22 protein-coding genes and 1 pseudogene are annotated in these 21,988 nt (G+C 60.5%); 14 read left to right on the forward strand and 9 right to left on the reverse strand.

Translation table 11 applies throughout. The annotated features are described in order from the left end of the window. Positions 1 to 11: 11 nt before the first annotated feature. The 10 genes from AC1DCM_RS19140 to AC1DCM_RS19185 all read left to right on the forward strand — a co-directional run bounded on the left by AC1DCM_RS19140 (position 12) and on the right by AC1DCM_RS19185 (position 8,554). On the forward strand, positions 12 to 356 hold the full coding sequence (locus AC1DCM_RS19140) for a RidA family protein (RefSeq protein ID WP_477519362.1): 345 nt from the start codon (positions 12 to 14) through the stop codon (positions 354 to 356). Positions 357 to 362: 6 nt separating this feature from the next. Further along, complete coding sequence (locus AC1DCM_RS19145; protein WP_477519363.1) at positions 363 to 1,364, forward strand: PDR/VanB family oxidoreductase; 1,002 nt, start codon at positions 363 to 365, stop codon at positions 1,362 to 1,364. 32 nt (positions 1,365 to 1,396) lie between these two features. Then, entirely contained in the window at positions 1,397 to 2,389 is a 993-nt protein-coding gene (locus AC1DCM_RS19150) for a VOC family protein (RefSeq protein WP_431116277.1), read from the forward strand. After that, positions 2,382 to 3,257, forward strand: a complete 876-nt coding sequence (locus AC1DCM_RS19155; protein WP_477519364.1) for an alpha/beta fold hydrolase — start codon at positions 2,382 to 2,384, stop codon at positions 3,255 to 3,257. Before AC1DCM_RS19150 ends, AC1DCM_RS19155 begins: the two co-directional genes overlap by 8 nt. Then, complete coding sequence (locus tag AC1DCM_RS19160) at positions 3,254 to 3,997, forward strand: SDR family oxidoreductase (protein WP_477519365.1); 744 nt, start codon at positions 3,254 to 3,256, stop codon at positions 3,995 to 3,997. The genes AC1DCM_RS19155 and AC1DCM_RS19160 overlap by 4 nt, the downstream gene beginning before the upstream one ends. 88 nt (positions 3,998 to 4,085) lie before the next feature. Next, complete coding sequence (locus AC1DCM_RS19165) at positions 4,086 to 4,874, forward strand: SDR family oxidoreductase (protein WP_477519366.1); 789 nt, start codon at positions 4,086 to 4,088, stop codon at positions 4,872 to 4,874. Between the two features lie 33 nt (positions 4,875 to 4,907). Continuing rightward, complete coding sequence (locus tag AC1DCM_RS19170; protein ID WP_477519367.1) at positions 4,908 to 6,578, forward strand: thiamine pyrophosphate-binding protein; 1,671 nt, start codon at positions 4,908 to 4,910, stop codon at positions 6,576 to 6,578. A gap of 16 nt (positions 6,579 to 6,594) precedes the next feature. Next, positions 6,595 to 7,239: an alpha/beta fold hydrolase gene (locus AC1DCM_RS19175; RefSeq protein WP_477519368.1), complete on the forward strand. Its 645-nt coding sequence runs from the start codon at positions 6,595 to 6,597 to the stop codon at positions 7,237 to 7,239. Next, positions 7,232 to 7,450, forward strand: a complete 219-nt coding sequence (locus AC1DCM_RS19180) for a recombinase-like helix-turn-helix domain-containing protein (RefSeq protein WP_011774623.1) — start codon at positions 7,232 to 7,234, stop codon at positions 7,448 to 7,450. The genes AC1DCM_RS19175 and AC1DCM_RS19180 overlap by 8 nt, the downstream gene beginning before the upstream one ends. A 3-nt stretch (positions 7,451 to 7,453) precedes the next feature. Further along, positions 7,454 to 8,554: a Rieske 2Fe-2S domain-containing protein gene (locus AC1DCM_RS19185; protein ID WP_477519369.1), complete on the forward strand. Its 1,101-nt coding sequence runs from the start codon at positions 7,454 to 7,456 to the stop codon at positions 8,552 to 8,554. A gap of 126 nt (positions 8,555 to 8,680) precedes the next feature. Here the strand turns inward: AC1DCM_RS19185 and AC1DCM_RS19190 are convergent, their stop codons facing one another. Continuing rightward, positions 8,681 to 9,199, reverse strand: a complete 519-nt coding sequence (locus AC1DCM_RS19190) for a cupin domain-containing protein (protein ID WP_442003571.1) — start codon at positions 9,197 to 9,199, stop codon at positions 8,681 to 8,683. A 198-nt stretch (positions 9,200 to 9,397) separates the two neighbouring features. Between AC1DCM_RS19190 and AC1DCM_RS19195 the strand changes: the two genes are divergently transcribed. The 3 genes from AC1DCM_RS19195 to AC1DCM_RS19205 are packed head-to-tail and all read left to right on the forward strand — an operon-like array spanning position 9,398 to position 12,309. After that, positions 9,398 to 9,955 (forward strand): MarR family winged helix-turn-helix transcriptional regulator, encoded by a 558-nt coding sequence (locus AC1DCM_RS19195; protein ID WP_477514835.1) that lies wholly within the window; start codon positions 9,398 to 9,400, stop codon positions 9,953 to 9,955. A 49-nt stretch (positions 9,956 to 10,004) separates the two neighbouring features. Continuing rightward, a complete protein-coding gene (locus AC1DCM_RS19200; protein WP_477519370.1) occupies positions 10,005 to 10,802 on the forward strand; it encodes an aspartate dehydrogenase domain-containing protein in 798 nt (265 codons plus the stop codon). Positions 10,803 to 10,845: 43 nt separating this feature from the next. After that, the gene (locus AC1DCM_RS19205) at positions 10,846 to 12,309 is read left to right on the forward strand and encodes a protein adenylyltransferase SelO (RefSeq protein ID WP_477519407.1); all 1,464 of its coding nucleotides are present in this window, start codon (positions 10,846 to 10,848) and stop codon (positions 12,307 to 12,309) included. Positions 12,310 to 12,743: 434 nt separating this feature from the next. Here the strand turns inward: AC1DCM_RS19205 and AC1DCM_RS19210 are convergent, their stop codons facing one another. From AC1DCM_RS19210 to AC1DCM_RS19220, 3 genes and pseudogenes are all read right to left on the reverse strand, one after another. After that, a complete protein-coding gene (locus AC1DCM_RS19210) occupies positions 12,744 to 12,965 on the reverse strand; it encodes a hypothetical protein (protein ID WP_442003575.1) in 222 nt (73 codons plus the stop codon). A 196-nt stretch (positions 12,966 to 13,161) separates the two neighbouring features. After that, a complete protein-coding gene (gene mscL / locus AC1DCM_RS19215) occupies positions 13,162 to 13,569 on the reverse strand; it encodes a large conductance mechanosensitive channel protein MscL (RefSeq protein WP_442003576.1) in 408 nt (135 codons plus the stop codon). Positions 13,570 to 13,754: 185 nt separating this feature from the next. Then, positions 13,755 to 14,473: pseudogene (locus AC1DCM_RS19220) on the reverse strand (Mu transposase domain-containing protein); the annotation flags it as partial. A 184-nt stretch (positions 14,474 to 14,657) separates the two neighbouring features. Here AC1DCM_RS19220 and AC1DCM_RS19225 point away from each other — a divergent pair. After that, positions 14,658 to 15,035: a hypothetical protein gene (locus tag AC1DCM_RS19225; protein ID WP_442003577.1), complete on the forward strand. Its 378-nt coding sequence runs from the start codon at positions 14,658 to 14,660 to the stop codon at positions 15,033 to 15,035. A gap of 67 nt (positions 15,036 to 15,102) precedes the next feature. On the opposite strand, the gene AC1DCM_RS19230 is transcribed toward AC1DCM_RS19225, so the two are convergent. From AC1DCM_RS19230 to AC1DCM_RS19250, 5 genes are read right to left on the reverse strand one after another with little or no spacing between them, the layout of a single operon-like run. Then, on the reverse strand, positions 15,103 to 17,232 hold the full coding sequence (locus tag AC1DCM_RS19230; RefSeq protein WP_477519371.1) for an RICIN domain-containing protein: 2,130 nt from the start codon (positions 17,230 to 17,232) through the stop codon (positions 15,103 to 15,105). 29 nt (positions 17,233 to 17,261) lie between these two features. Next, positions 17,262 to 18,791: an arabinosylfuranosidase ArfA gene (arfA, locus tag AC1DCM_RS19235; protein WP_477519372.1), complete on the reverse strand. Its 1,530-nt coding sequence runs from the start codon at positions 18,789 to 18,791 to the stop codon at positions 17,262 to 17,264. Beyond that, positions 18,773 to 20,113, reverse strand: coding sequence for a family 1 glycosylhydrolase (locus AC1DCM_RS19240; RefSeq protein ID WP_477519373.1), 1,341 nt, complete (start codon positions 20,111 to 20,113; stop codon positions 18,773 to 18,775). Before AC1DCM_RS19240 ends, arfA begins: the two co-directional genes overlap by 19 nt. Continuing rightward, entirely contained in the window at positions 20,110 to 20,994 is an 885-nt protein-coding gene (locus AC1DCM_RS19245; RefSeq protein ID WP_442003581.1) for a carbohydrate ABC transporter permease, read from the reverse strand. Before AC1DCM_RS19245 ends, AC1DCM_RS19240 begins: the two co-directional genes overlap by 4 nt. Further along, positions 20,994 to 21,956, reverse strand: a complete 963-nt coding sequence (locus AC1DCM_RS19250; protein ID WP_442003582.1) for a carbohydrate ABC transporter permease — start codon at positions 21,954 to 21,956, stop codon at positions 20,994 to 20,996. The genes AC1DCM_RS19245 and AC1DCM_RS19250 overlap by 1 nt, the downstream gene beginning before the upstream one ends. Positions 21,957 to 21,988 lie beyond the last annotated feature (32 nt).

Genomic DNA, 21,988 nt, shown 5'->3' on the forward strand with positions numbered 1-21,988 from the left:
AAGGTACGTCAATGAATGCTCACCCCTACAGCCCCGCCTTTGTAGCCGGGGGATTCGGCTTTATCTCCGGCGCATTGTCGGTGGATGAAAGTGGAAATGCCGTACCCGGCCGCTCCGAAGCGCTGGTAGCCGCGGCCGCGAGGCTCTCCGAGCGACTGGGATCCGTCGGTATGTCCTTGGCGGACGTCGTAAAAACCACCTACTTCGTCACCGACGTGACGCTGCGGGACGAAGCCAACATGCACTACGAACAGCTGTTCGACTCGCCGCGCCCGGCACGTTCGTTTGTGGAGGTGGCCGCCCTGCCCTATGGAGCCACGGTGGAAATCGAAGCAATCGCGCATCGGAGGAGGTGAATACCCATGAGTGTGGAAATCCAGAACCGTGCGGCGGTGACCCCTGATGTCCCCGAACCGAAGGTGCTGACGCTCAGGGTGCAGCAGAAAACCTGGGAAGCCGACGGCGTCATCCGGATTATGTTTGTTGATCCCGCCGGAGCGGCGCTCCCGCAGTGGCTTCCAGGTGCCCACTTGAGCCTGCACCTGCCCAATGGGCTCACTCGCGAATACTCTTTGTGTTCGGACCCGGAAGACTCGACCAGTTGGACTGTGGCCGTGCTGCGAACCCCTGATTCCCGCGGTGGCAGCAGGCTGATCCATGATGAACTGCCGGTGGGAACGCTTATCAAGGTTGAGGGCCCGCGCAACAACTTCGAGCTTGATCACGCCGAACGGTATGCGTTGGTAGCTGGCGGCATCGGCATCACCCCGATCATTTCCATGGTGCGGCGCTTGGAAGCAGTCGGAGCTGACTGGTCCCTGCTGTATACCGGGCGTTCGCGATCCACCATGGCCTTCCTGTCAGAGATTTCAGACCTGCCCCGGCATAGGATCAGCATCCACGCTGCCGACGAAGCCGACGGCAACTACGCGGATCTGTCGGAGGCAGTCGGCTCGCTCCCGCCTGAAACCTTGGTATATGCCTGCGGCCCTGAGTCTTTGATGCAAGCTGTGGCCGGCGCCATGGCAGACGAATCGCGATTGAGGATTGAGCGGTTCAAAGCGCCGGACATCGTGCCCGGACCGGAACTCGACGAGACAAGTTTCGATGTCATCTGCCACAGCACTGGCCAGCGGATCGCCGTTGGGCCCGATGTTTCAGTTCTGGACGCCCTGAACGACGCCGGCATCAACGTTCCCAGCTCATGTGCAGAGGGCATCTGCGGAACCTGTGAAACGGGGGTTATAGAGGGGGACGTTGAGCACCGTGATTTCCTCCTCTCCCCGGCCGAACGGGCAGAGAACAAATCAATGTTTGTTTGCGTCTCACGTTGCCGGTCCCGCGAACTGATTTTGGATCTCTAGCACGAACACCACTCGACTGAAGGTTGATTCCCATGAACTATTTCTCAGCAGAGCCTGTCTGCAATCTGCGGTCGCTGCGTTCTGTGTCCCTGAAAGTGCCCGATACGCGGCCAGCCAGGGATTTCTACCATGAAGTCTGGGGCCTTTCCACTGTGGAGGAGGACACTGATAAATTTTGGCTCCGCGGAACCGGGTCCGAACATCACATCCTGAGGCTCGAAAGGGGCGAGCAGAATGCCCTGGGCGGGGTCTCCTTCGCCCTGGCCACACCGCAGGACGTTGACCGTGCAGCTACTAAACTCACTGCCTTGGGGATACCGCTTTTCCGTGAGCCCGGTCCTTTGGATGATGCTGCCGGCGGCTACGGTCTTCAGTTGGTGGATCCCGAAGGCAGGCTGGTGGAACTCTCCGCCAATGTCCACGCCGTAGTCAGCCAGGAGCCGGCCGGTCGGCGGGCACTTCCACGCAAGATCGCCCACGTTGTGCTCAACACCGTGGATATTGACCGCGCCACGGCCTTCTATACGCAGGTGCTGGGGATGCGGATTTCGGATTGGTCCGAGCACCAGATGGCCTTCCTGCGGTGTAACAGCGAGCACCATGCCATCGCGTTCAACCAGGCTCCCTGGACCTCGGTCAATCACGTGGCTTACGAGATGCAGAGCATTGATCACTTCATGCGCGGCATCGGCAACCTGAAGCGGCACAACATCGCTCCTCAGTGGGGGCCGGGCCGTCACGGGCCCGGGGACAATACGTTTTCGTATTTCACAGACCCCTCAGGCCTGGTTTGCGAATACACCTCCGAAGTAGCTCAGGTGGACGAGGACAGTTGGCTGTGCCGCACGTGGGAGCGGACACCGGAACTCTCCGACCAATGGGGAACCGCGGGTCCGCCCACGTCCGCGGTCCGAAGCGCCATGGCCGGCGTTCCGGATAGCGGGTACAGGTCCCTGGTGGTCCCTGGACGCGATGATTACTTCTCCATGCTGGAAGCTCCTGCCGCAGAAAAAGCCCATGCGTAGCAGCTCCTTGCCGACCGCCACGGAAACCGCGTCGACTGGCACAGCATCCAGTGATACCGCCCCGACTGACACCGCGTTGACTGGCACCATTGCCGAACGCCGGAAATTTCTCCACGGGGTCTCCCTTGTTATTCGCGGGGAAGGTATCCCGGTCTTCCTCATGCACGGCATCGGGGGAGCCGCATCATCCTGTGGTGCCCTGGCTCAGTTGCTGAGCGCCCACGGATACCAGACGTTTTGCTGGGATGCTCCCGGCTACGGCGAATCGGCAGCACCACCGGAAGGTTTGGATCATCCTGCTTTAGTGCTGGACATCCTGGCCACACTGAATGTGGGCCCCGCCCACCTGATCGGCACATCATGGGGAGGCGTCATTGCCACCCGGGTTGCCGCTCAAGCACCGGAGGCAGTGCGGTCCATTGTGCTGGCGGACAGCACCCGGGGTTCGGGAATTACCAAGACAGCGGCGCAACGCATGCTGGCCCGCGTTCCGGAACTGGCCGCCGTCGGGCCCGAAATACTCGCGGCCCGACGGTCGGCAAGACTTGTCTCCCCGTCCGCCCCGGCCTGGGTGGCCGAAGCTGTTCGCGCGGACATGGCCGCCGTCCGCTTGTCCGGCTTTTCGTCGGCCGCCACCATGATGGCGCAGTGCGACACCACGGAACTGCTGCCTCGGCTGCGGATCCCGGCACTGGTCTTGGTGGGCCAGGACGACGTGATCACTGGCGTCGCGGAATCCAAGGTCTTGGCCGAGAACATTCCCGGTGCCACGCTGGGCATCATTCCCGGTGCAGGGCACGCCGCAGTGCAGGAAAAGCCGATGGAGATGTCCGCTGCCATCCTCGCTTTCTGGGAGGGCATCCAGTGACGCGCCTCGTAGTGGTTACTGGATCCGGGCGGGGACTTGGCTTCGACATCGCGGATCGATTGGCAAGCAGCGGAGACCGAATAGTCATTGCCGAGAAGAACGCAGACCTCGCTGAGCATGCTGCCGCAACACTCCGCGGACGGGGCCTTGACGCGACGGCGATCATCACTGACATCGCTGACAAAACCTCGGTTGCGGATCTGGCCGCGGCGGTCCAGCAGCTGGGCGGCGCTGATGCACTGGTCAACAACGCGGCATTGGCCGACGGCGTAGGCGGCGACGCCTTTTGGGAACTGGAAGAAGAGTTCTTCCAAAGGGTGATGACTATCAATGCCTACGGGACCTGGCTGGTCAGCAAACACCTTTACGCCCAGCTGGCCCAAAGCAAGGCTGGCTCCATTGTCAACATCGCATCAGACGCAGCGCTCTACGGCTCTCCACGGCTGGTCCACTATGTCGGATCAAAGGGGGCTGTCCTGGCGATGACCCGAACAATGGCCCGCGACGCGGGACCAGCCGGAGTCCGCGTCAACGCCGTCGCCCCGGGGCTGACCCGGGTGGAGGCCACCGAGTCAGTGCCGGCCTCCCGTTACCGTCTCTACGAAGAGAACCGCGTGCTGCCCAGGGACCAACAACCCAAGGACGTATCCGGCGTCGTCCAGTTCCTGCTGTCCGATGCTGCAGGCTTCATCACTGGCCAGACGATCGTGGTGGACGGCGGCTTCGTCATGAGCCACTGAAGTCACAGGCCATTGGAGCCACAGGCCAACGAAGCCATGGATTACTGAACCGCCTGCAGCGGAAGACCACTAATAAGGAGTCCCACATATGGACCTGCAATTGAAGGACCGCACGGTGGTTGTCACCGGGGCGAGTTCCGGCGTCGGGCTTGCCACCGCCCGCTATTTGCTGAGCGAAGGTGCGCAGGTTGCTGCCTGTGCGCGCGACACCGGCCGCTTGGAGGCAGCATTCGAGGAGTTTTCCTGGGCGGACAAGGACTCGATTTACCTTGCGTCGTGCGACGTCACGGACCAACATGCCACGAACAGGTTTATCGCGGGCACTTTGGACCGGTTTGGCGCCGTCGATGGTCTGGTCTGTAACGCCGGCCGATCCTTGATGGCCACACTTCAGGACACCACGGACCAGCAGCTGCGTGATGAGTTCAGCCTGAAGATCTTCGGCGTCCTGAACATGGTTCGTTCCGCCAGGTCAGCCCTGACTGCATCGGCCCATGGCTCAGTGGTCAACGTCAACGCAATCCTCGCCCGGCAACCTGAGTTGCGCCTGGCTGCCACCTCGGCTGCCCGCGCCGCGCTGCTGAACCTCACGCATTCCCTTGCCGAAGATTTGGCAACAGAGGGAACCCGGGTGAATTCGGTCCTGCTCGGCCTGGTGGACACCGGCCAGTGGCGGCGACGCTTCGAGGAAGCCGGCTCTGAACTCGACTACGAGGCCTGGAGTGCAGAAATCGCCGCCACCCGCGGCATCAAGCTGGGCCGTTTCGGCACGGCTGAGGAGGTGGCTTTCCATATTGTCTCCCTGCTCTCGCCCCTCAGCGGATACACCACAGGAGCAACAATCGACGTCGGCGGTGGCGTTGGGCGCTATGTCTAGCCAGCGGAACTTCATTACGAAAGAGATCCAGATATGTCAGTGACACAAGAAGCAACGGTCCCAAGGGGGCCAACCGGCGGTGACGTCCTGGTCCGTGTAATGCGTCGCCACGGCATCGATACGGCTTTCGGGGTCATCAGCATCCACAATCTTCCTCTCGTCGAGGCAGTGGACAGGGAGCTGAACTTTGTTGCCGTCCGCCACGAGGCAGCCGCAGTCAACGCGGCTGACGCTTATGCGCGCGCCTCCGGCAAAGTCGGAATTGCCCTGACGAGCACCGGTACGGGAGCCGGCAACGCCGCGGGTTCCATGGTGGAGGCACTCACCGCGGGAAGCCGTGTGCTGCACATTACCGGCCAGATCGACAGCGAATTCATGGGCAGCAACCGTGGCGTGATCCATGAGGTCCCGCGCCAGTTGCAGATGCTCCACGCGGTCTCTGGCTATGCCCGCACCATTTTCAATGGCAAGGATGCGGAGGCGGACCTGGAGGAGGCAATCGCACACCTGCTCTCCTCGCCTCACACACCGGCCAGCATCGAATGGCCTACAGATTTGCAGTACCTTGCCCACCCGGAGGATCAGCGCCCGATCGATGCGCAGGTGAAGCCTTTACCCGATTACGACGCCGATGCTGTCGCCGAAGCCGTTCTGCTCCTGGCAGGTGCCAAGCGACCCCTGATCTGGGCCGGCGGAGGAGCGGCGGGCGCGGGAAAGGAACTTGCGGCTCTGCTGCACGGGCTGGGCGCGGGACTGCTGACCAGCAACTCTGGCCGGGGCGTGGTTCCGGAAGATGACCATCTTGTCATCGGCAACTTTGCTACCACTCCCGCCGCCGTCCGGCTGATCGAACAGTCTGATGTGCTGTTGAGTGTTGGCACGCACTTCCGTTCCAACGAGACGCAGCACTATTCACTCAAACTGCCCGGCACCCACATCCAGCTGGATCTCAACCCTGAAGCCGTGGGCCGGGTGTATCCGGCCACTGTGGGTCTGGTGGGTGACTCCCGTGCGATTCTGGAGGCGATGGTCAGCCAGTTGGGTAGCCCTTCCGTGGACCCCGGCTGGTCGCAACAGGTGCACAATGTACGCCTTGAGGTACGGGCCGGGCTGACTGAGTACATCGGTGGCTATGCGGAAATCTGTCACAGCCTCAGGGACCGCCTGGATCGGGAATCCGTTGTTGCCCGTGATGTGACCATACCCTCCAGCCAGTGGGGTAACCGCCTGCTGGAAATGTACTCCCGCGAAACCAATATCTTTCCGCTGGGAGGCGGCATCGGCCAAGGTTTGGCCATGGGCATCGGGGCAGCCTGCGCCCGCCCGGACGTTCCCACGGTAGTGATTGCCGGCGACGGCGGCCTTGCCGTTCATCTTGGTGAACTCGCCTCCCTTGCCGGCTCAGGGGTCTGGTGCGTGGTGCTCGTTTTCAACGACGGCGGCTACGGGGTCCTGCGCAACATGCAGAAGGCCAACGGCTTTGCGGAGGCAGGAGTCAACTTGCACACACCGGACTTTGCCTTGCTGGCCCAGTCGCTGAAATTGCCATTCTGGCGGGTGCACGGGCCCGGGTCCTTTGATGGGGCTTTGGTGGAAGCGCTCGCGGTGCGTGGACCAGCGGTGATCGAGATCGACGTCACCGCATTGGACCCCGTGCCGGGAGCTTTCGTGCCGCCGGTGCATATTCCAACCCCACATCAGTAGAGGAGCAGGAGAGCACATGAATTCAAGTACGGAAGTAGATCCGCGCCTTGGCCATGCGCCCGGCGACATCATGCCACTCCGCGATGTCATGCCACAGCATGACGTCGTGTGCTTGCACGGTGGCGAGGGAGCCGGCGAATGGTTTGACCATCAGCTTGATGCTTTGGGAGCCCGTGCCTGGGAACCCGGAATCGGCGTTGCGTCGGACGTCGCCGGACCGCCTGGACAGATGGATGAGTGGGTTGAAGCAGCCTCGTCCGCGCTTTACGACTCAACGGCAGGTCCTGCGCACATTCTGGCCAGCGGAACAGCCGCGTACGGCGCAATAATGCTCGCTGCGCTGCACCCGGAGCAGGTCAAGAGCCTCATCCTTGGTGACCCGTTGGTGGACATGTCTCTTGAGGGATTTGTCGCCACGCTCCGGCGGGTGCGAGCGCCGTCGTTGGTCATCGCCGCTGCGCCTGATATCCATACCGATATCTCCATACCGCAAAGCATCGCCGGCGGCATCAGTAACGGGGTTTTTGTCATCATCGACAACACCGCCGTTCCAGCACACCAGAGCCGATCTCATTCATTTAACGAGTGGAGCAGGTCATTCATGAATATCGCTGAAGGTCTGCACACTGTCACCCAAACACCGGAGGAACACAGTGCCTGAACAATATCTTGAAGCCAACCAGTCCCGGGTGGGTCCGCCCAATCCTTATGAGCTCAAGCTCGCCGGAGCCCTGTCCGAGATTTTTGCCAGTGGTAGCCACGAACTGCCGGCAATCGTCTCGGGCCTGAACAATTTGGGCCTGAACGCCCCGGACGGTGAACCCTGGGATGAAACCCGATTCCGTTCCGAAATGCGACGACTGGGAGAGTAGGACATGACAACTGCAACTGCAACTGCAAGCGCTCCAGCCGGAGCCAGGGCCGGCAGGGCCAAGGTCAAAACTGTCGTCGGCACGCGCCGCCAACTCGACGCCGCGGAACTGGCCGCGACGGGTCTGAGGGATCGGTGGTATCCCATTTACCCTTCCCGATTTGTAGGTCCCGGCGACATGGTCAAAGTCCGGCGCCTAGGCGTGGATTGGCTCCTCTTCCGTGATGCCAGGGGGCAAATCCGGATGTTGGAGGATCGCTGTCCCCACCGCAGCGCCCCTTTGTCCGTGGGCCAACACCTAGGGGACCGGGTGGCGTGCAAGTACCACGGCGTTCAGGTCAACGGTGATGGCACCGTGATTTCGGTTCCAGGCATGCCGGGCTGCGCGCTTGAGGGCAAGACGGTGACGGCGTCGCTGGCTGTGGAGGAAGGCGCTGACATGATCTTTGCCTTCATGCCTTTGACGGAGGACTCAGAGGTGACGGAGTTCAAACTGCCGGACCGCCTGGACAACCCCGAGGTTTCCTGGTTTTCCAACTACGCGGAATGGAACAGTCCGTGGCGCTTCTACATGGACAACGTGCTGGATCCGATGCACGGTGCGTTCCTCCACCGTGACTCGCATTCGATGTTTGGCGGTGATACGAGTGCCCGCTTCCGCATCCGTGAGACGGACCGCGGATTCTTCTTTGAGAAAACGGATCAGCGCGGCAAGAACTTTGACTGGGTGGAGTACTGCCGTGAATCCATGGACTACGTGGATCTGGAGATCCCGTACGCCGATTCAGCAGGTCCCGGGGGTTCGTTCGGGATCGTAGGAATGTCCACTCCTATCGATGCACATACCTCCGCCGTGTTCCACTGGCGTACCCGTACCGTTTCTGACTGGGAGCGGGACGTTTGGCGATTCATGTACAAGACAACTCTCGAGGAAAAACACTGGGTGGTCCTGGAACAGGACCGCGAACTGTTGGAGGCCCTGGCTGCCGATGCAGATAAGGACGAGCACTTGTATCAGCACGATCTTGGAGTAGCCAGAATCCGCCGGGTGCATGATGCCGATGCGCAGAAGCAGGCCGCAATTCTCTCAGAAGGAACCGCTTAGCCTGTTGAAGAGCCTGCAGCTCGAAACTCTCCGAGCTGCAGGCTCTTTCCGTTGTGTCCCAAACAATTCGGCACAATAAAAACCCGGGTACCGGCCACAGCGGCCGGTACCCGGGTTGTTGAAGATTTAGCGGGTTACGCCGTACATCTCCGACGTCGGCGGATAGAACGGGATCTCCGGTTTCTTGGCGCCGATGATCACGCAAATAATTGCGTCTTCTTCGCTGACAGTGCGCAAGCTCCGGGGAACGCCGGCCGGGACCCGGATCAGATCGCGGTAGCCCAGCACGCGGCTCGCTTTCTTGTTGCCGTCTTCGACGTCGTGGACACTGAACTCCACCTCTCCTTCGAGGACAAAGAACACCTCTTCGACGTCCGGGTGCGTGTGCTCAGGACCTACGCATCCGGCGGGCAGCACCATGTTGGAGAAGGTGAAGTGTTCCGCCTGGAGGATGTTGCCATCGTCCGAGTGGTCTCCGGTAGCTCCGGAACCGATGTAGCGGACCTGACCCCGGCGGAACTTTTCACCCATTTTGGTCTGGAACTTCAGGGTATTGAAGTCAACAACCCGGCTCTCACGGGAGGCGATGGCCGAATCAATCAGCTCCTCAAGTTCCGGTAACTTGCTTTCGATAACGTCGCGCATGATGGACCTCTCTCGGATTGGTAATTGCCAAATTTCGCAAGAGTCATCATGGATTCGATCTCCCTCGACTCTAACTATCTCAAGACTAAGATATAATGGGAGACGCTGCAAGATGCTGGTGGAAAGTGCTCACGATTGCTGCCTTCGTTGGGAAGCTCAGTGTTAAGATGCTTAGACCGAATGAAGGAGAGAGTGCGCATGACCACCGAATCGCGGAACACAGACACGGACGCCGTGGACGCCATTATTGAAGACTGGCATCGCGAACGCCCGGACCTTGATCCCAAGACCATCGGCGTCTTTGGCCGGTTGCAGAGCCTGGTGGCGCGGCAGCGAGCTGTGCAGGATGCGAACTATGAGAAGTACGGGCTCTCGTTGGCATCCTTTGATGTTTTGGCGAACTTGCGTCGATCCGGCCCTCCGCACCGGAAGACGGCTGGTGAATTGGCGAGTTCATCCATGCTGACCACGGGCGGCATCACCTTCCGGCTGGACCGCATGGAGGAACAAAACCTTATTGAGCGGGTTCGGTCGAAGGAGGATCGTCGTGTTGTCTACGCCCAGATGACGGACCACGGCAAGAAGCTCATTGACGAGGTCATTTCAAAACATCTGGAAACTCAGCGCAATATGCTCGCCGGCCTGACCGCCAAGGAGATCGAACAACTGGCGCTGCTACTGAAAAAAACTGAAGCCTCCATCGTCGCCTATGACCCGAAGGCTTCCTCCGCGGACGAACTTACCCTGAACGTCTAGACGATCACGGCGCGGGTTCGTCCATCCACTCCATCAAGCAAGGAATCGAATGAAGCCAGGAGCCCGCAGGATCGGAATCATCGGACACGGAGCCATTGGGGCTCGTGTTGCTGCTGACATTGCCGCTGGAAAAGTCAAGGGGGCCATCCTTGAGGGAATCATTTGCCGCAGCGCCGTAGACAACGCGCCAGCACCCCAGCTTGAGATGGACCAAGCGTTGGAGCTCTGTGACCTGCTGGTTGAATGTGCTGGGCAGGAGGTCTTGGTTGAGCATGGCGAGGCAGTGCTTTCTGCGGGTGTAGACCTGCTCGCGACATCGCTTGGGGCGCTTGCGGACCCACACCTCTCCCAACGCTTGTCCGCCGCGGGCCCTGGCAGGCTTTTCTTGACGCCGGGTTCCATTGGTGGCCTGGACCTGTTGGCGTCGGGCGCCCGCGCAACGGGCTATGACGCCGTCAGGATAACCACAACCAAGCTCCCGGGTTCCCTGATTCAGCCCTGGATGGACGAGGTTGAGGTTGATCGCATTCGGAATACTGCCGGCCCCATTGAGATCTTTGCAGGGTCCGCCGCCCGAGCCACTCAATTGTTCCCGAAGTCGCTCAACGTGGCAGCCGCCGTCGCCCTTGCAGTAGAGGACTGGGACACTGTGGCCGTTTCCGTAAGGGCCGACCCCGCGGCCGAGCTTACGACGCACTTGATTGAGGCTTCAGGAAACAGCGGGAATTACCGCTTTGAAATCTGCAACAAAGTATCGCCCCAAAACCCGCGCACCAGCGGCGTTGTCCCGTTCGCTGTGCTCCGATCCTTGGAACTCATCATCGGCGCGCGCGGTGGAATGATCTAGGCATCGCCTGCGGCGGCCCTTCCCGCATCGCTATCCTTGAATGATGAGCGAAATTGCGCATACCACCGTCGCCTTTGAGGGCCATTTCGCGCGGGACTTCCCTGAGATGGTTATTCCTTGGCGGGCGGAGGAAGCCCCTGATCCCCAGCTTCTTGTTCTCAACGAGGCGCTCGCCGTCGAGCTCGGTTTTGATCCCGGTTTTCTCCGCAGCCCGGAGGGCGTGCGGCTGCTCATCGGTAATTCCCTCCCGGAGGACGCAACCCCGGTGGCGATGGCATACTCCGGTCACCAGTTTGGCTGGTACTCACCGCGTTTGGGGGATGGGCGCGCCCTCCTGTTGGGTGAGATCGCCGGCGCTGACGGGAAGCTCCTCGACGTCCACCTCAAGGGCTCGGGGCGGACGCCCTTTGCCCGGAACGGTGACGGCCAGGCGGTGGTTGGTCCCATGCTTCGCGAATACATCGTGAGCGAGGCCATGCATGCTCTGAACATTCCCACCACGAGGTCCTTGGCAGTGGTCGCGACGGGCCGTCCCGTTCAGCGTGAAACTCTCCTGCCGGGCGCCGTCCTGACCCGGGTTGCCAGCAGTCACCTGCGGGTAGGCAGTTTCCAATACGCCAGAGCCACCAACGACATGGATCTGTTGCGCCGCCTTGCTGATCACGCGATCGAACGCCACCACCCGTCCGCTGCTGGGGAAGCCAACCGCTACCTCGGTCTCCTAAAGGGCGTCATTGCGGTCCAAGCGAAGCTGGTGGCCCAGTGGATGCTCGTCGGATTCGTGCACGGTGTCATGAACACCGACAACATGACTGTGTCCGGCGAAACCATCGATTACGGTCCGTGCGCCTTCATGGAAGGGTTCGATCCCGGAGCGGTCTACAGCTCCATTGATGAAACCGGACGGTATGCCTATCGCAACCAGCCGTTGGTTGCRGAGTGGAACCTTGCACGTTTCGCCGAATCGATCGCACCCCTGATCCACGAGGATGAGGAGCAGGCGGTCGCCCTTGCCGTTGAGGCCCTTAATGGATTCCGCCAGCAATACAGCGCTACCTGGTTCAACGGCATGAAGGCCAAACTTGGGCTGCCTGAGGGAATTGACGACGACGTTGCCTCACCTTTGGTGGATGACCTGCTTGAGCTGGTCCAGGAGTCACGCGCGGACTACACCTCGTTTTTCCGCAACCTCGGGAAGGCAGCCTGCGGGGAGGTTGAACCCGCGCGTGGCCAGATCCTGGACCTGGCAGCGTTCGATGCCTGGCTGGAACGCTGGCGGGCTGTGACGCCGGATGCTGATGCCATGGACCGGGTCAACCCGGTCTACATTCCCCGAAACCACTTGGTGGAAGAGGCGCTTTCCGCGGCAACAGAGGGGAACATGGTCCCCACCGAACAGTTGCTCGCGGCGGTAACTTCGCCATTCAGTGAGCGCTCGGGCTTGGAAAAGTTTGTCGGGCCTGCGCCAGAGAGCTTCGGCCCCTACCGGACATTCTGCGGAACGTAGGGCGCGGCTTTATGCACTAGGCAGACTGATTGTGTCAAGTATTTTTGGCCCCAAAGGGGCGGTTGAAAGTGGCCCCAGGTTCACGGAGCCTTGTTGTGGGTCTTGGGCTCGCGGTACGGTGCGTAGGTCTCGTGCGCGGGGGGCGTCTGGGTCGTCGGAGGCCGGCGTTCTATGGGTTCAGATGAGGATGGGCGCGGCTGTTGATCCTGCGGCAACACGGCACCTCGGGGCTTTTCGCACCGGTTGGGTAAAGGGTTCCTGTATCCCGCTAGGGAACGGCAGATGCCGCCCGGGGGTATGGAGTCGGGGCGCCGTCGTTGGTAGCATGTCAGATCTCTTGAGTGGGGAGAAATCCATTCTGGAATGGAAAAGGTCCGACTTGGCGTGCGCCGGGCCGGACCTTTTCAGTGAGACGCGCTAACAGTCCAGACCGACTACCCGACCTTGCCGGAGAGTGCGACCAGAACACCGGCCGTAGCGAAGTATTTGTTGCTTCCCAGATCGCGGATGGTTTTGATTCCCATACCGGCAAGCAGTTCGTCGTGCTTTTCGGTCAGGCCGGCAAGAGCCGAGGGCGGGGCCGACAGGACTTCGTCCAGAGTCGAGTTCTCGTAGGCCTTGTCCAATGCCTTGCCCAATTCAATCGAAACAGCCACTTTCATGTCCTTTCATCGATGACGGAAAACAAGCACAGCCAGCCTGCGGCTGCACGAACGCCGGGATTTATCCCTGCGCCGCTGAGAGACACGCTATCGCAGCGTCGGTCTGTGGAAACGTAAGCGTGCCGAAGCAATTGGGCCGCGGTTCAGCCTGACAGCTGATTTTTGGTGGGCTTTGGGTCCGCCGACTTGATTAGGGCATGCGGCCTTGCTGTAGGGAATCCCTGATTTCCGTGAGCAGGGCAATCTGGGGGTCTTCGGCAGCTTCTTCCTTGACGTCCGGGTTGATGCCGAGGCGCCGGTTGCGGCGCTCGACCATGTGGTTCATGGGCACGACGATGACGAAGTAAATGGCTGCCGCCACGAGCACGAAGTTAACAATTGCCGTGAGCAGGACACCGAATTTGATGTCGTTTCCGTTGAGGGTCACGACGGCGAAGCTATCGAAGTTCGGAGATCCGACCAAGGCCGCGATGAACGGCATGAGAACGCTTTGGACTAGGGCCGTGACTACGGCACCGAAGGCGGCACCAATCACGACGGCGACGGCAAGGTCTACGACGTTGCCCTTCATGATGAAATTCTTGAATCCGGTCAACATAGCGATCAAATTACCCCACGCGGATGCCGTATCGGACATTTTTGGGGAAAGTTTCGAGGGGAGTTACCCCAGTGCCTGCCGGCGCCCGTGGCATGAGGTCGGATTCACCTCCGCGGGGACCTTGGGTTCCTGCATCGGGGATGTTCACCTGTTCCGAACTCTTACGCGCGATGCCCTGGGCCAGGACCGGACCGGGCGGGGACCCGCTGGTGTCTGGCGGCCATGGTGCGGCCGTCGAAGACCGCGAGCTCGGAGGCCCGCAGTGAGACCACCCTTCGGCCGATGAGCCGGGCTGGGACGGAGTACTTCACCATTCGGACCGTGACCATCGAGGACCTATCAACCCTGGGGTTCAGCACCAGTCCCGGATCAAAAGGGATCGAAGCCGTAGTGCGAACGGAATAACACCCAGCGGTCTTTCTCATGGCGCTGCCGGCCTTGCCCGAACACCACGGCAGCCCGTTCAGCACGACGTAGATCTCGCGGAAGTCCACCTCGGCTTCGGCGCCCGGCGCGTGTTCCTGCGGAACGAACACCTCAACGTGGCGTCCTGCCTCTAGGTCAATCTGGGCCCGGCGGACCCTGACGTAATCACGCACCGTGGAATACGAGAGCTCCTGCGCACCGTGCTCTTCGATGAGCCGGGCCAGGATCCTGCGGTATGACGCTGCTTCCGCGGCGCGGTTGTATCCTCGATCAGCATCGCGTAGATCGCACCCTTGAACGGCTCCAGCCGCCAAGCCACCCTTTGCCTTGGTTTGCGCTCCGGAGGCGCAGCTGAATCCAGTGCCTGCCTCACCGTTCGCCTGTGAACCCCGTACAGGACCGCCAACGCACGAACCGACAAGCCCTCAACTCGGGCGTCCCTTCGGATCCGCGCGAACAACTCCACTCTCGACTCCATCCAGACCAACCTTTCGCCGCATCCATCCACTGATGAATCCAACGTTGAAGGTGGGGCCACAAATAACCGTCACAAGGTGCCCGGCGAGTCATAAAGTGGGGCCAGATATAACCGTCCCACCGGGGCCATCCAAACCTGTCATAGTCAGCAGACAAATTTTTCACTGCGTGGCACAGTAAGCACCATGACTCGAATTCTGATGATCGGTATCCATGCCCGGGCGCTTGACTACAGCAAACTGCCGCCGGGACTCGATGAGGCAACCATGACCGAGCGGATCGAGGCTGGCTTCGGGGCGACCATCGCTGCCGGTTTTGATGCAGTGTCCTGCCTGATCGGCACCTCGCCTGACGAGGCCGAATCAGACGTTCGTGAAGCGTTCGCCCGTGATCAATTCGGCCTGGTGATGATTGGTGGTGGCATCAGGATGGTCCCGGAGTACACGGAACTCTTCGAACGGGTTCTCAACGCATGCAACGCCGAATCGCCGGGGATCACGTTCTGCTTCAACACCTCGCCAGAGACGACTTTGGATGCATTGAAGCGTCACATCCAACCCTGAGGTAGCGTCGGCGGCACGCAATGAAGGACCCTCTGCCGGTTTTGCTGGCAGAGGGTCCTTCATTGAGTTACTGAATTCCTTCTCGGTTCAGCTTCCATTCCTGGCAGGTAAAGCCGTTGGCCGTGTATTGCTGGGCATGGGCGCCATCAGCTGTGGAAGCACCAGCTATTTCCAGCAATTTCCCGCTGTTGGCATTGGCGAGTTTCCACCAGCCGCCGCTGACGCTCGGTGACCAGACTTGTGTAGGGCTACCCGTGGGTCCCCACTGGCTCGCCTGGACTCCATCGGCAGTAGCTGCCGAACCAATTTCGAGGAGCTTGCCACTGTTGACGTTGGTGAGCTGGATTCCACCGCTGGCTTGTTTGATGCTCCACAGCTGTGTGGCATTGCCAGTATCTCCCCATTGTCCGGCTCCCGCGCCATCGGTGGTTAGGGCGCTGAGTATTTCCAGAGATTTGCCGCTGTTGCGGTTGGTAACCCGGAATTGCGGATCCAGGCTGCTGGAAGGGTTGAAGACCTGGAGGACATCAAGTTCGGCGAAGGAGGTTCCCTTGGTAAAGGACACCGTGTTGGCTCCGGCCGCCAGGGTAGCCGTCATCTGCACCCAACCGTAGCGTCCCCAGTCGTCGGTCGCCGGGTAATTCAACGTAGTCGATGTGCCCCCGTTGACTTTGACGGAATGCGAGCTGTTAGCTCCGGTTCCGTTGGCGTACCGCATATTCAGTGTGTAGGTTCCTGCAGTTGGCACCCTCACGGTGAAGGTGACCGAGCTGCCGGCATTGTTGATGTTGCCTACTTTTGAGCCATTGGAGGCATCCGGATCGTTCACCAGGGCTGCATCCTGCCGGACTGCGCGTTCGGCTTCGTACTGTTGGGCGTCCAAGGGGATTGAGCCGACTCGAACGTCGTTGTAGGTAGTAGCAGCATTTTCAACGTTGGTGGCCTGGTAGAGAGTCCTGCCGTCAACGCTGGTGTCGAAGCCTTGTGCGAAGCCGGTAAAGGATCCGCCTTGAGTGTCGGAGGCGTCATATGTGACGGCGTAGGGGAGCCTTTCCCAGGGACCGTCGCCAAGGTTGTAGTTGACGTAGAAGTTCTGGCCGCCGTCGATGTTTCCGGCAGTGTCAAGTGACCATTTCGACGCGATGACGACCATGCCTTTAGGTCCGCCCGTGGGAACCCATTTGACGAAGGGGGAGGATCCAATGCCTCGGCCGTCCTTGAGGGCTACTTTTGTGCCGATGCTCGCTTCGGGCGACCAGTTCAGGCCATCGGGCGAGATCTTGAAGTAGACCGGCGCTGTGTTCTGCGACTGGCTGGGCCGGTTGACCACTTCGAAAGTGGCCAGATAGCGGCCATCCTGCATCTTGGTCACTGTGATCATGCCCGGGCGGTCACTGTTGTTTGTCGGCGCAGAAACGTTGCCCAGAGCACCCCAGGTGAGGCCGCCATCAGTTGAGCGTCGGTAAGACACAGCTTGGAGCACGCCGTTTGCTTTTTGCCGCTCGTCGGAGAAATAGGCCGCGAGTCCGCCGTTGCCGTCGATTGCGAGGGAGGGTTCCCAAACAGTGCTCGTGGTGGAGGTGGGGCTGGGATCGTAGACTGCGGGCCCACCGGAGTCGATAGTGCTCTGGTATGACCAGGTAACGCCCTTGTCGAGGCTCTTGTACACAACAAGCCTGCTGCTGGAACGGTCTTCGGGCATAACCATGCCCGTGAGCAGAACGGTACCAGCGGGCAGGTTGCCAACCTGCTGGGGGAGCTCGAAGAGGAAAGGCTGGGCCGTCCGCGTCAGGGCAGGGAAGTCAATGCTCGGATTCACTTCGGAGACCTTGGTCCACGTTGCGCCGTTATCTGTGCTGCGGTGGATCGGATAGCTCTGGACGCCGTTTGTCAGCACCAATTTGTCGAAGGTGGCCAGCAGCGTGCCGTTCGACGTCCCGTTGTTCTTGAGTGTGATGACTTTGGCGTAGGTGGTGCCTGCAGCGCGCCCGCCTTCCGGATTGAACGAGGATCCCGCCGGCGGTGAGTACACCAGCGAACCGTTCCCGGTGGTCACTGCTACGGCTGGCGCTATCGCAGTGAACTGGCCCGCCAGTACTGCCAGCATGACAAGCACGACGGCGGCGACGATCGGTCTGGTGCGTGGAGGGCTGCTCCTGAATTTGGGCATGGCTGAAGGCACAGATTGTTCGTGCATTGGATCTCCCATTTCTTGTTGGCTGTGTATCAGGCCTTTTCGGGGGTGCTGGCCAGGAACAACGCTGTCCAGGAGACAGGTGGCAGCGTAAGTGTGATGGTGCCGGGGCCCTGCTCCGTTCCCTCGAGGTCACGGAGCTGAACGCGGTGTGGATCGGCCAGGGTGTTGGCGGCGAAGACGTCGGTATCGGTCAGCGTCAGGGCGCTAAGTATTTGCACGTCCCGGAGATGGCTGGTGTCGATAGTGACGGTAGATTCCTGGTCTGAGCTGCGGTTGACGAGGAAGACCGAGGCGGATCCGTCGTCGGGATTATGGGTGGCGGCGGCGTCGACGATCCTGACGGTGCCGTGGGCGGCAGTGTCGTATTTTTCGCTTTCGAGTCCGGTGTCCAGAGCAGCGCCGTTTGCGTTGTGGGAGGTCAGGGCAAAGGGGAAAAAGGTAGTCTGCCTCCAGGCAAGTCCGCCGGGTTCGGTCATGATGGGGGCAATGACGTTGACCAGTTGGGCAAGGGAAGCGGAGGTGACCCTGTCCGCGTGGTTGAGCAGCGAAATGAGGAGGTTTCCCACCACAACGGCGTCCGCCACGGTATAGCTGTCCTCGAGAAGCCGGGGCGCGATGGGCCAGTTGTCTATGCCCGTGATCTTATCGACTGTCTCGAAACGTTCGTTGTACCAGACGTTCCACTCATCGAAGGAGATGTTCAGGGTCTTGTCGCTTCCCTTCACTGCCTTGATGTGGTCTGCCGTTGCGGTGACGGAGTCGATGAACCGGTCCATGTTTGCCGCCGAGGCCAGGAAGCTTCCCAGGTCGCCGTCTTTGATCTCGTAGTAGGCATGGCAGGAGATGAAGTCGACGTCGTCGTAGGTATGCCCGAGCACCACTCGTTCCCATTCGCCGAAAGTGGGCATGGCCGCACTTGAGGAACCGCAGGCGACAAGTTCGATGGAAGGATCCAGTTGGCGCATGGCTTTCGCCGTCTGGGAGGCAATCTTGCCGTAGTCGTCAGCGCTGCGATGCCCAATCTGCCATGGACCGTCCATTTCGTTGCCCAAACACCACATTTTGATGTTGAACGCTTTGTCGTGGCCATTGGCTGCCCGTTTCTCGGCCAGGGCGGTACCGAACGGGAGGTTGCAGTATTCCAGCAGATCCAAGGCCTCTTCCGTGCCGCGTGTTCCGAGATTGACGGCGAGCATGAGCTCGCTGCCGATTTCCTCCAGCCATCCTGCGAATTCGTGGAGTCCCACCTGGTTGGTTTCGGTGGAGTGCCATGCGAGGTCAAGCCGTTTGGGCCGCTGTTCCACCGGGCCAACGCTGTCTTCCCATTTGAATCCGGAGACGAAGTTCCCGCCGGGATACCGGATTGCCGATACTCCCAGTTCCTTGACGAGTTCCTTGACGTCGTTCCGGAATCCGGCGGAGTCGGCGAGTGGGTGGCCGGGTTCGTAGATGCCGTCATAGACGCAGCGGCCGAGGTGTTCAACGAATGAACCGAACATCCTGCGGTTAACTGTGCCGATGGTGCGTCGTGGGTCGAGAGTCAGGCGTGCTGTGGCCACGGGCTTCTTCCTTGTTCGGAGACGAATGCGGGTTCTTTGGTTATGTCAGCAGCGGCCGGCTGGGTCACAGCTGCGTCGGCGTAATGCTGGAACCTATCAGCGACGGGGTTCTTGACTCGATGCAGGGTGCCGATTTCGTCCGGGACGAGATCCCAAAGGCCCATGGTGAGTCGGTAATGTTCAAGCGGTTCGGTCCCGTAGCGGTAGGTCCACTCGTACATGTCCGTTACTGGCCACCACGTGTATCCCACGATGTCCTGCCCTGCCGCGCGGAGTTCCTGGACGCATCGTACGGAGGCATCAAGCCACTCGATCCGCCTCTCATAGGAGCCTGTGAGGCAGGTTTCGGTGAGCGCAACCGGAGCACCATAGCGCTTGCCGTAGGTGGTCAGAACGTCGGCCAATCCCTCCGTCCAGTCGTTGCGGACAGCACGGGGATCGTTGATGTCACCACGGACGGGACGCGCAGATTCCAGGAGCTCGGTGGAGTGCAGGGGGTAGTAGTTAACGCCCATCACATCAGGGAGCACGATGTTCTCTTGGTGCCATGCCAGATCGTGGTCGGTCATTCCGTGCCGGGAGAGCCAGGGCGTGAGCTCGTGATTGGCATCCACTTTGCCCGTCACCAGGTCCTCCACCAGATACGAGCGCGCCTTGAGGTGACGGAGTTCATCATCGTGTTCGCCGTTGTTGGAGTCACTGACGAACCGGAAACCAGCATCGACGTGAGTGAAGATGGCCCGCTCACCAAGCACCTCAGCCATGTTTTGCTGGGCGAGGACAAATCCCTTGGAGAGGTTGCGAACCAAGGCGACGAGGCCGTCGTCGCCCGCCAGGTAGGGTGGCCAGTGCCCAAACTTTCCGGCAAACAGGGTGTGGATCATGGGCTCGTTAACCGGTGTGTAGTCCACCACCGTATCGGCGTAGCGTGCCGCGACCCGGGCGGAGTAGTCAGCCACGCGTTCCGGATAACTGGAGTTCAGGAACTGGTTGTCCAGCCACGTGGGGGTTCCGTAGTGCATCAGGTCCACCAAGGGCTTCAGCCCAAGTTCCTGGAACCGTTCCATCACCTGGTCCAGCCAGTCCCACTTCCAGACATCACGCTCGGGATTGATCTTGTACCAGGGAATACCCCAACGCAGGAACTCTGCGCCCGCCTCCTTGGCAAGCCCCAGATCCTGATGCCAGAAGCGGTAGTGCTGGGTGAGTTCGTATTCGTCCAGGGACCGCTCTCCGGCGCGTTCCTGGGGAATGAAGGTGTCTTCAATCCCGAGGCCGAAATGCAGGCGCCCGTCTTCGTGCCAGTTCAAATTTTTCCTCACTTCAATCCTGTGGTGGCGACGCTCTCGATGAAGCGGCGTTGGACAAACATAAAGATGGCGGCGAGGGGCAGGATGGCTACCAGAGCGCCTGCCATCATCACGCCGTAGGGGACGATTCCGCCCGGTCCCGTCAAGAGGGTCAGCCCTGAGGTCAGAGTGCCCATGTCCTTGTCGGTGGTGAAGATCAGTGGCCAGAGCAGGTCGTTCCAGTTGTTCACGAAGACGAACACTCCCAGCGTCAGGATCGCGGGCATGGCATTCGGAAGGACAACGTTCCAATAAACGCGCCACTCTGAGGCGCCGTCGATCCGGGCTGCGTTGTCCAGGTCCCTGGGGAGGGACAGGAAGAACTGCCGCAGGAAGAAGATTCCGAAAGCGTCTGCGGCGCGGGGGATGATCAGCGCAGAGAAGGTGTTGACCCAGCCCAGGTCGCTTGCCAGTTGGTAGACCGGAACAAGGGTGGCTTGGAAGGGAATCATGAGGCTGGCAATGATCGCAATCAGCAGGAACTTCTTGCCGGTGAAATCGATTCTGGCCAGTGCATAGGCAGCCAACGAGTCGAACAGGAGGGCAAAGAGTGTTACTCCACCAGCAAAGACGAAGCTGTTGGCGATCAGCCGGATGAAGGGGAGGTCCTGGAAGATCCTGGTGAAATTGTCCAAGGTCCACGTGCCCGGGGTGAGGGTCGGCGGAAAAGCGTTAACCTCGGCCACCGGTTTGAAGGCCGTGAAGATAATGATGGCGATGGGCAAGAGAATCACGGCCGTCGCAAGGCCCAGGAGAACCACCACTAAAGCGCGGTTCAGCCTTGATCTCGTGGCGTTGCGGGATGTGGAACCTGCCCGGGCAGGGGTGGGCTGCCGTTCTAACGTGGTGGACATCAGTCACCTTCCCGTTCTCGTTTTCCGAAGAAAACAAACTGGACAACGCTGAGCAGCAGCGTGGCGGCCAGCAGGACATAGGAGAGTGCGGAGGCGAAACCGACGTCGAGTTTCTGGAACCCGGACTTGTAGATCTGCATGACCACGGTTTCGGTGTGGCCGTAAGGTCCTCCGCCAGTCATTACATAGATCTGGTCGAAAGCCTGGAGGGCGGCGATCAGGGCGAAGATGAGGACGAAAGCCGTGGTGTTGGACAACATCGGCATGGTGACATGGCGGAACCGCATGAAGGGCCCGGCGCCATCAACCTTGGCGGCCTCGTAGAGAGATCCTGGGATTTCCTGCAGCCCGGCGAGAAAGATGACCATGTAGAAGCCGAAGCTTTTCCACACGGCAACGAAGGCAACCGCGGGCATGGCCAGGACGGGATCCTGCAGGACGTTTCCGATGCGGATCCCGGCGTTCCCCAGCCAGTAGTTCAACAAACCAACCTGGGGGTCGATCAGGTAGGACCAAGCGATCGCGGCAACAGCGAGGCTGATAATGAACGGCAGGAACAAGGCTGTTCGGAAGAATCCGCGAAATGGCAGCCGGGGATCGTTCAGCAGCAGCGCCAGGACGAGCGCAAGAGCCACCGCCATTGGCGTAAACAACAGTGCGTACAGGGCAGTGTTGAGTACTGCATTGAGGATGACCGGATCGGTGAAGATGCGGGCGTAGTTCTCGAAGCCCACCCACTTTTCCTTGCCGAAGCCGCTGGCGTCCGTAAAGGACAGCCGCAGGGCCGAGACCATGGGCCACGCGGTGAACGCGCCAAGGACCAAGAGTGCTGGGATCAGGAAGGCCAGGGCCTGGAAGTTCTTGCGGCGCTGCCCGATAGCCGGGTTGCGTCGCCCGCCCAAGGGGGCTGGCGCACGGTACCGGGGTGCCGCCGTCGTTTTCTTGTGCATGGTGGTGCTCATTTGGGAGCTTCTTTCCGGAGGGTGCGGCGCCC

The sequence above is a fragment of the Paenarthrobacter sp. 10N417 genome (genome assembly GCF_056394745.1).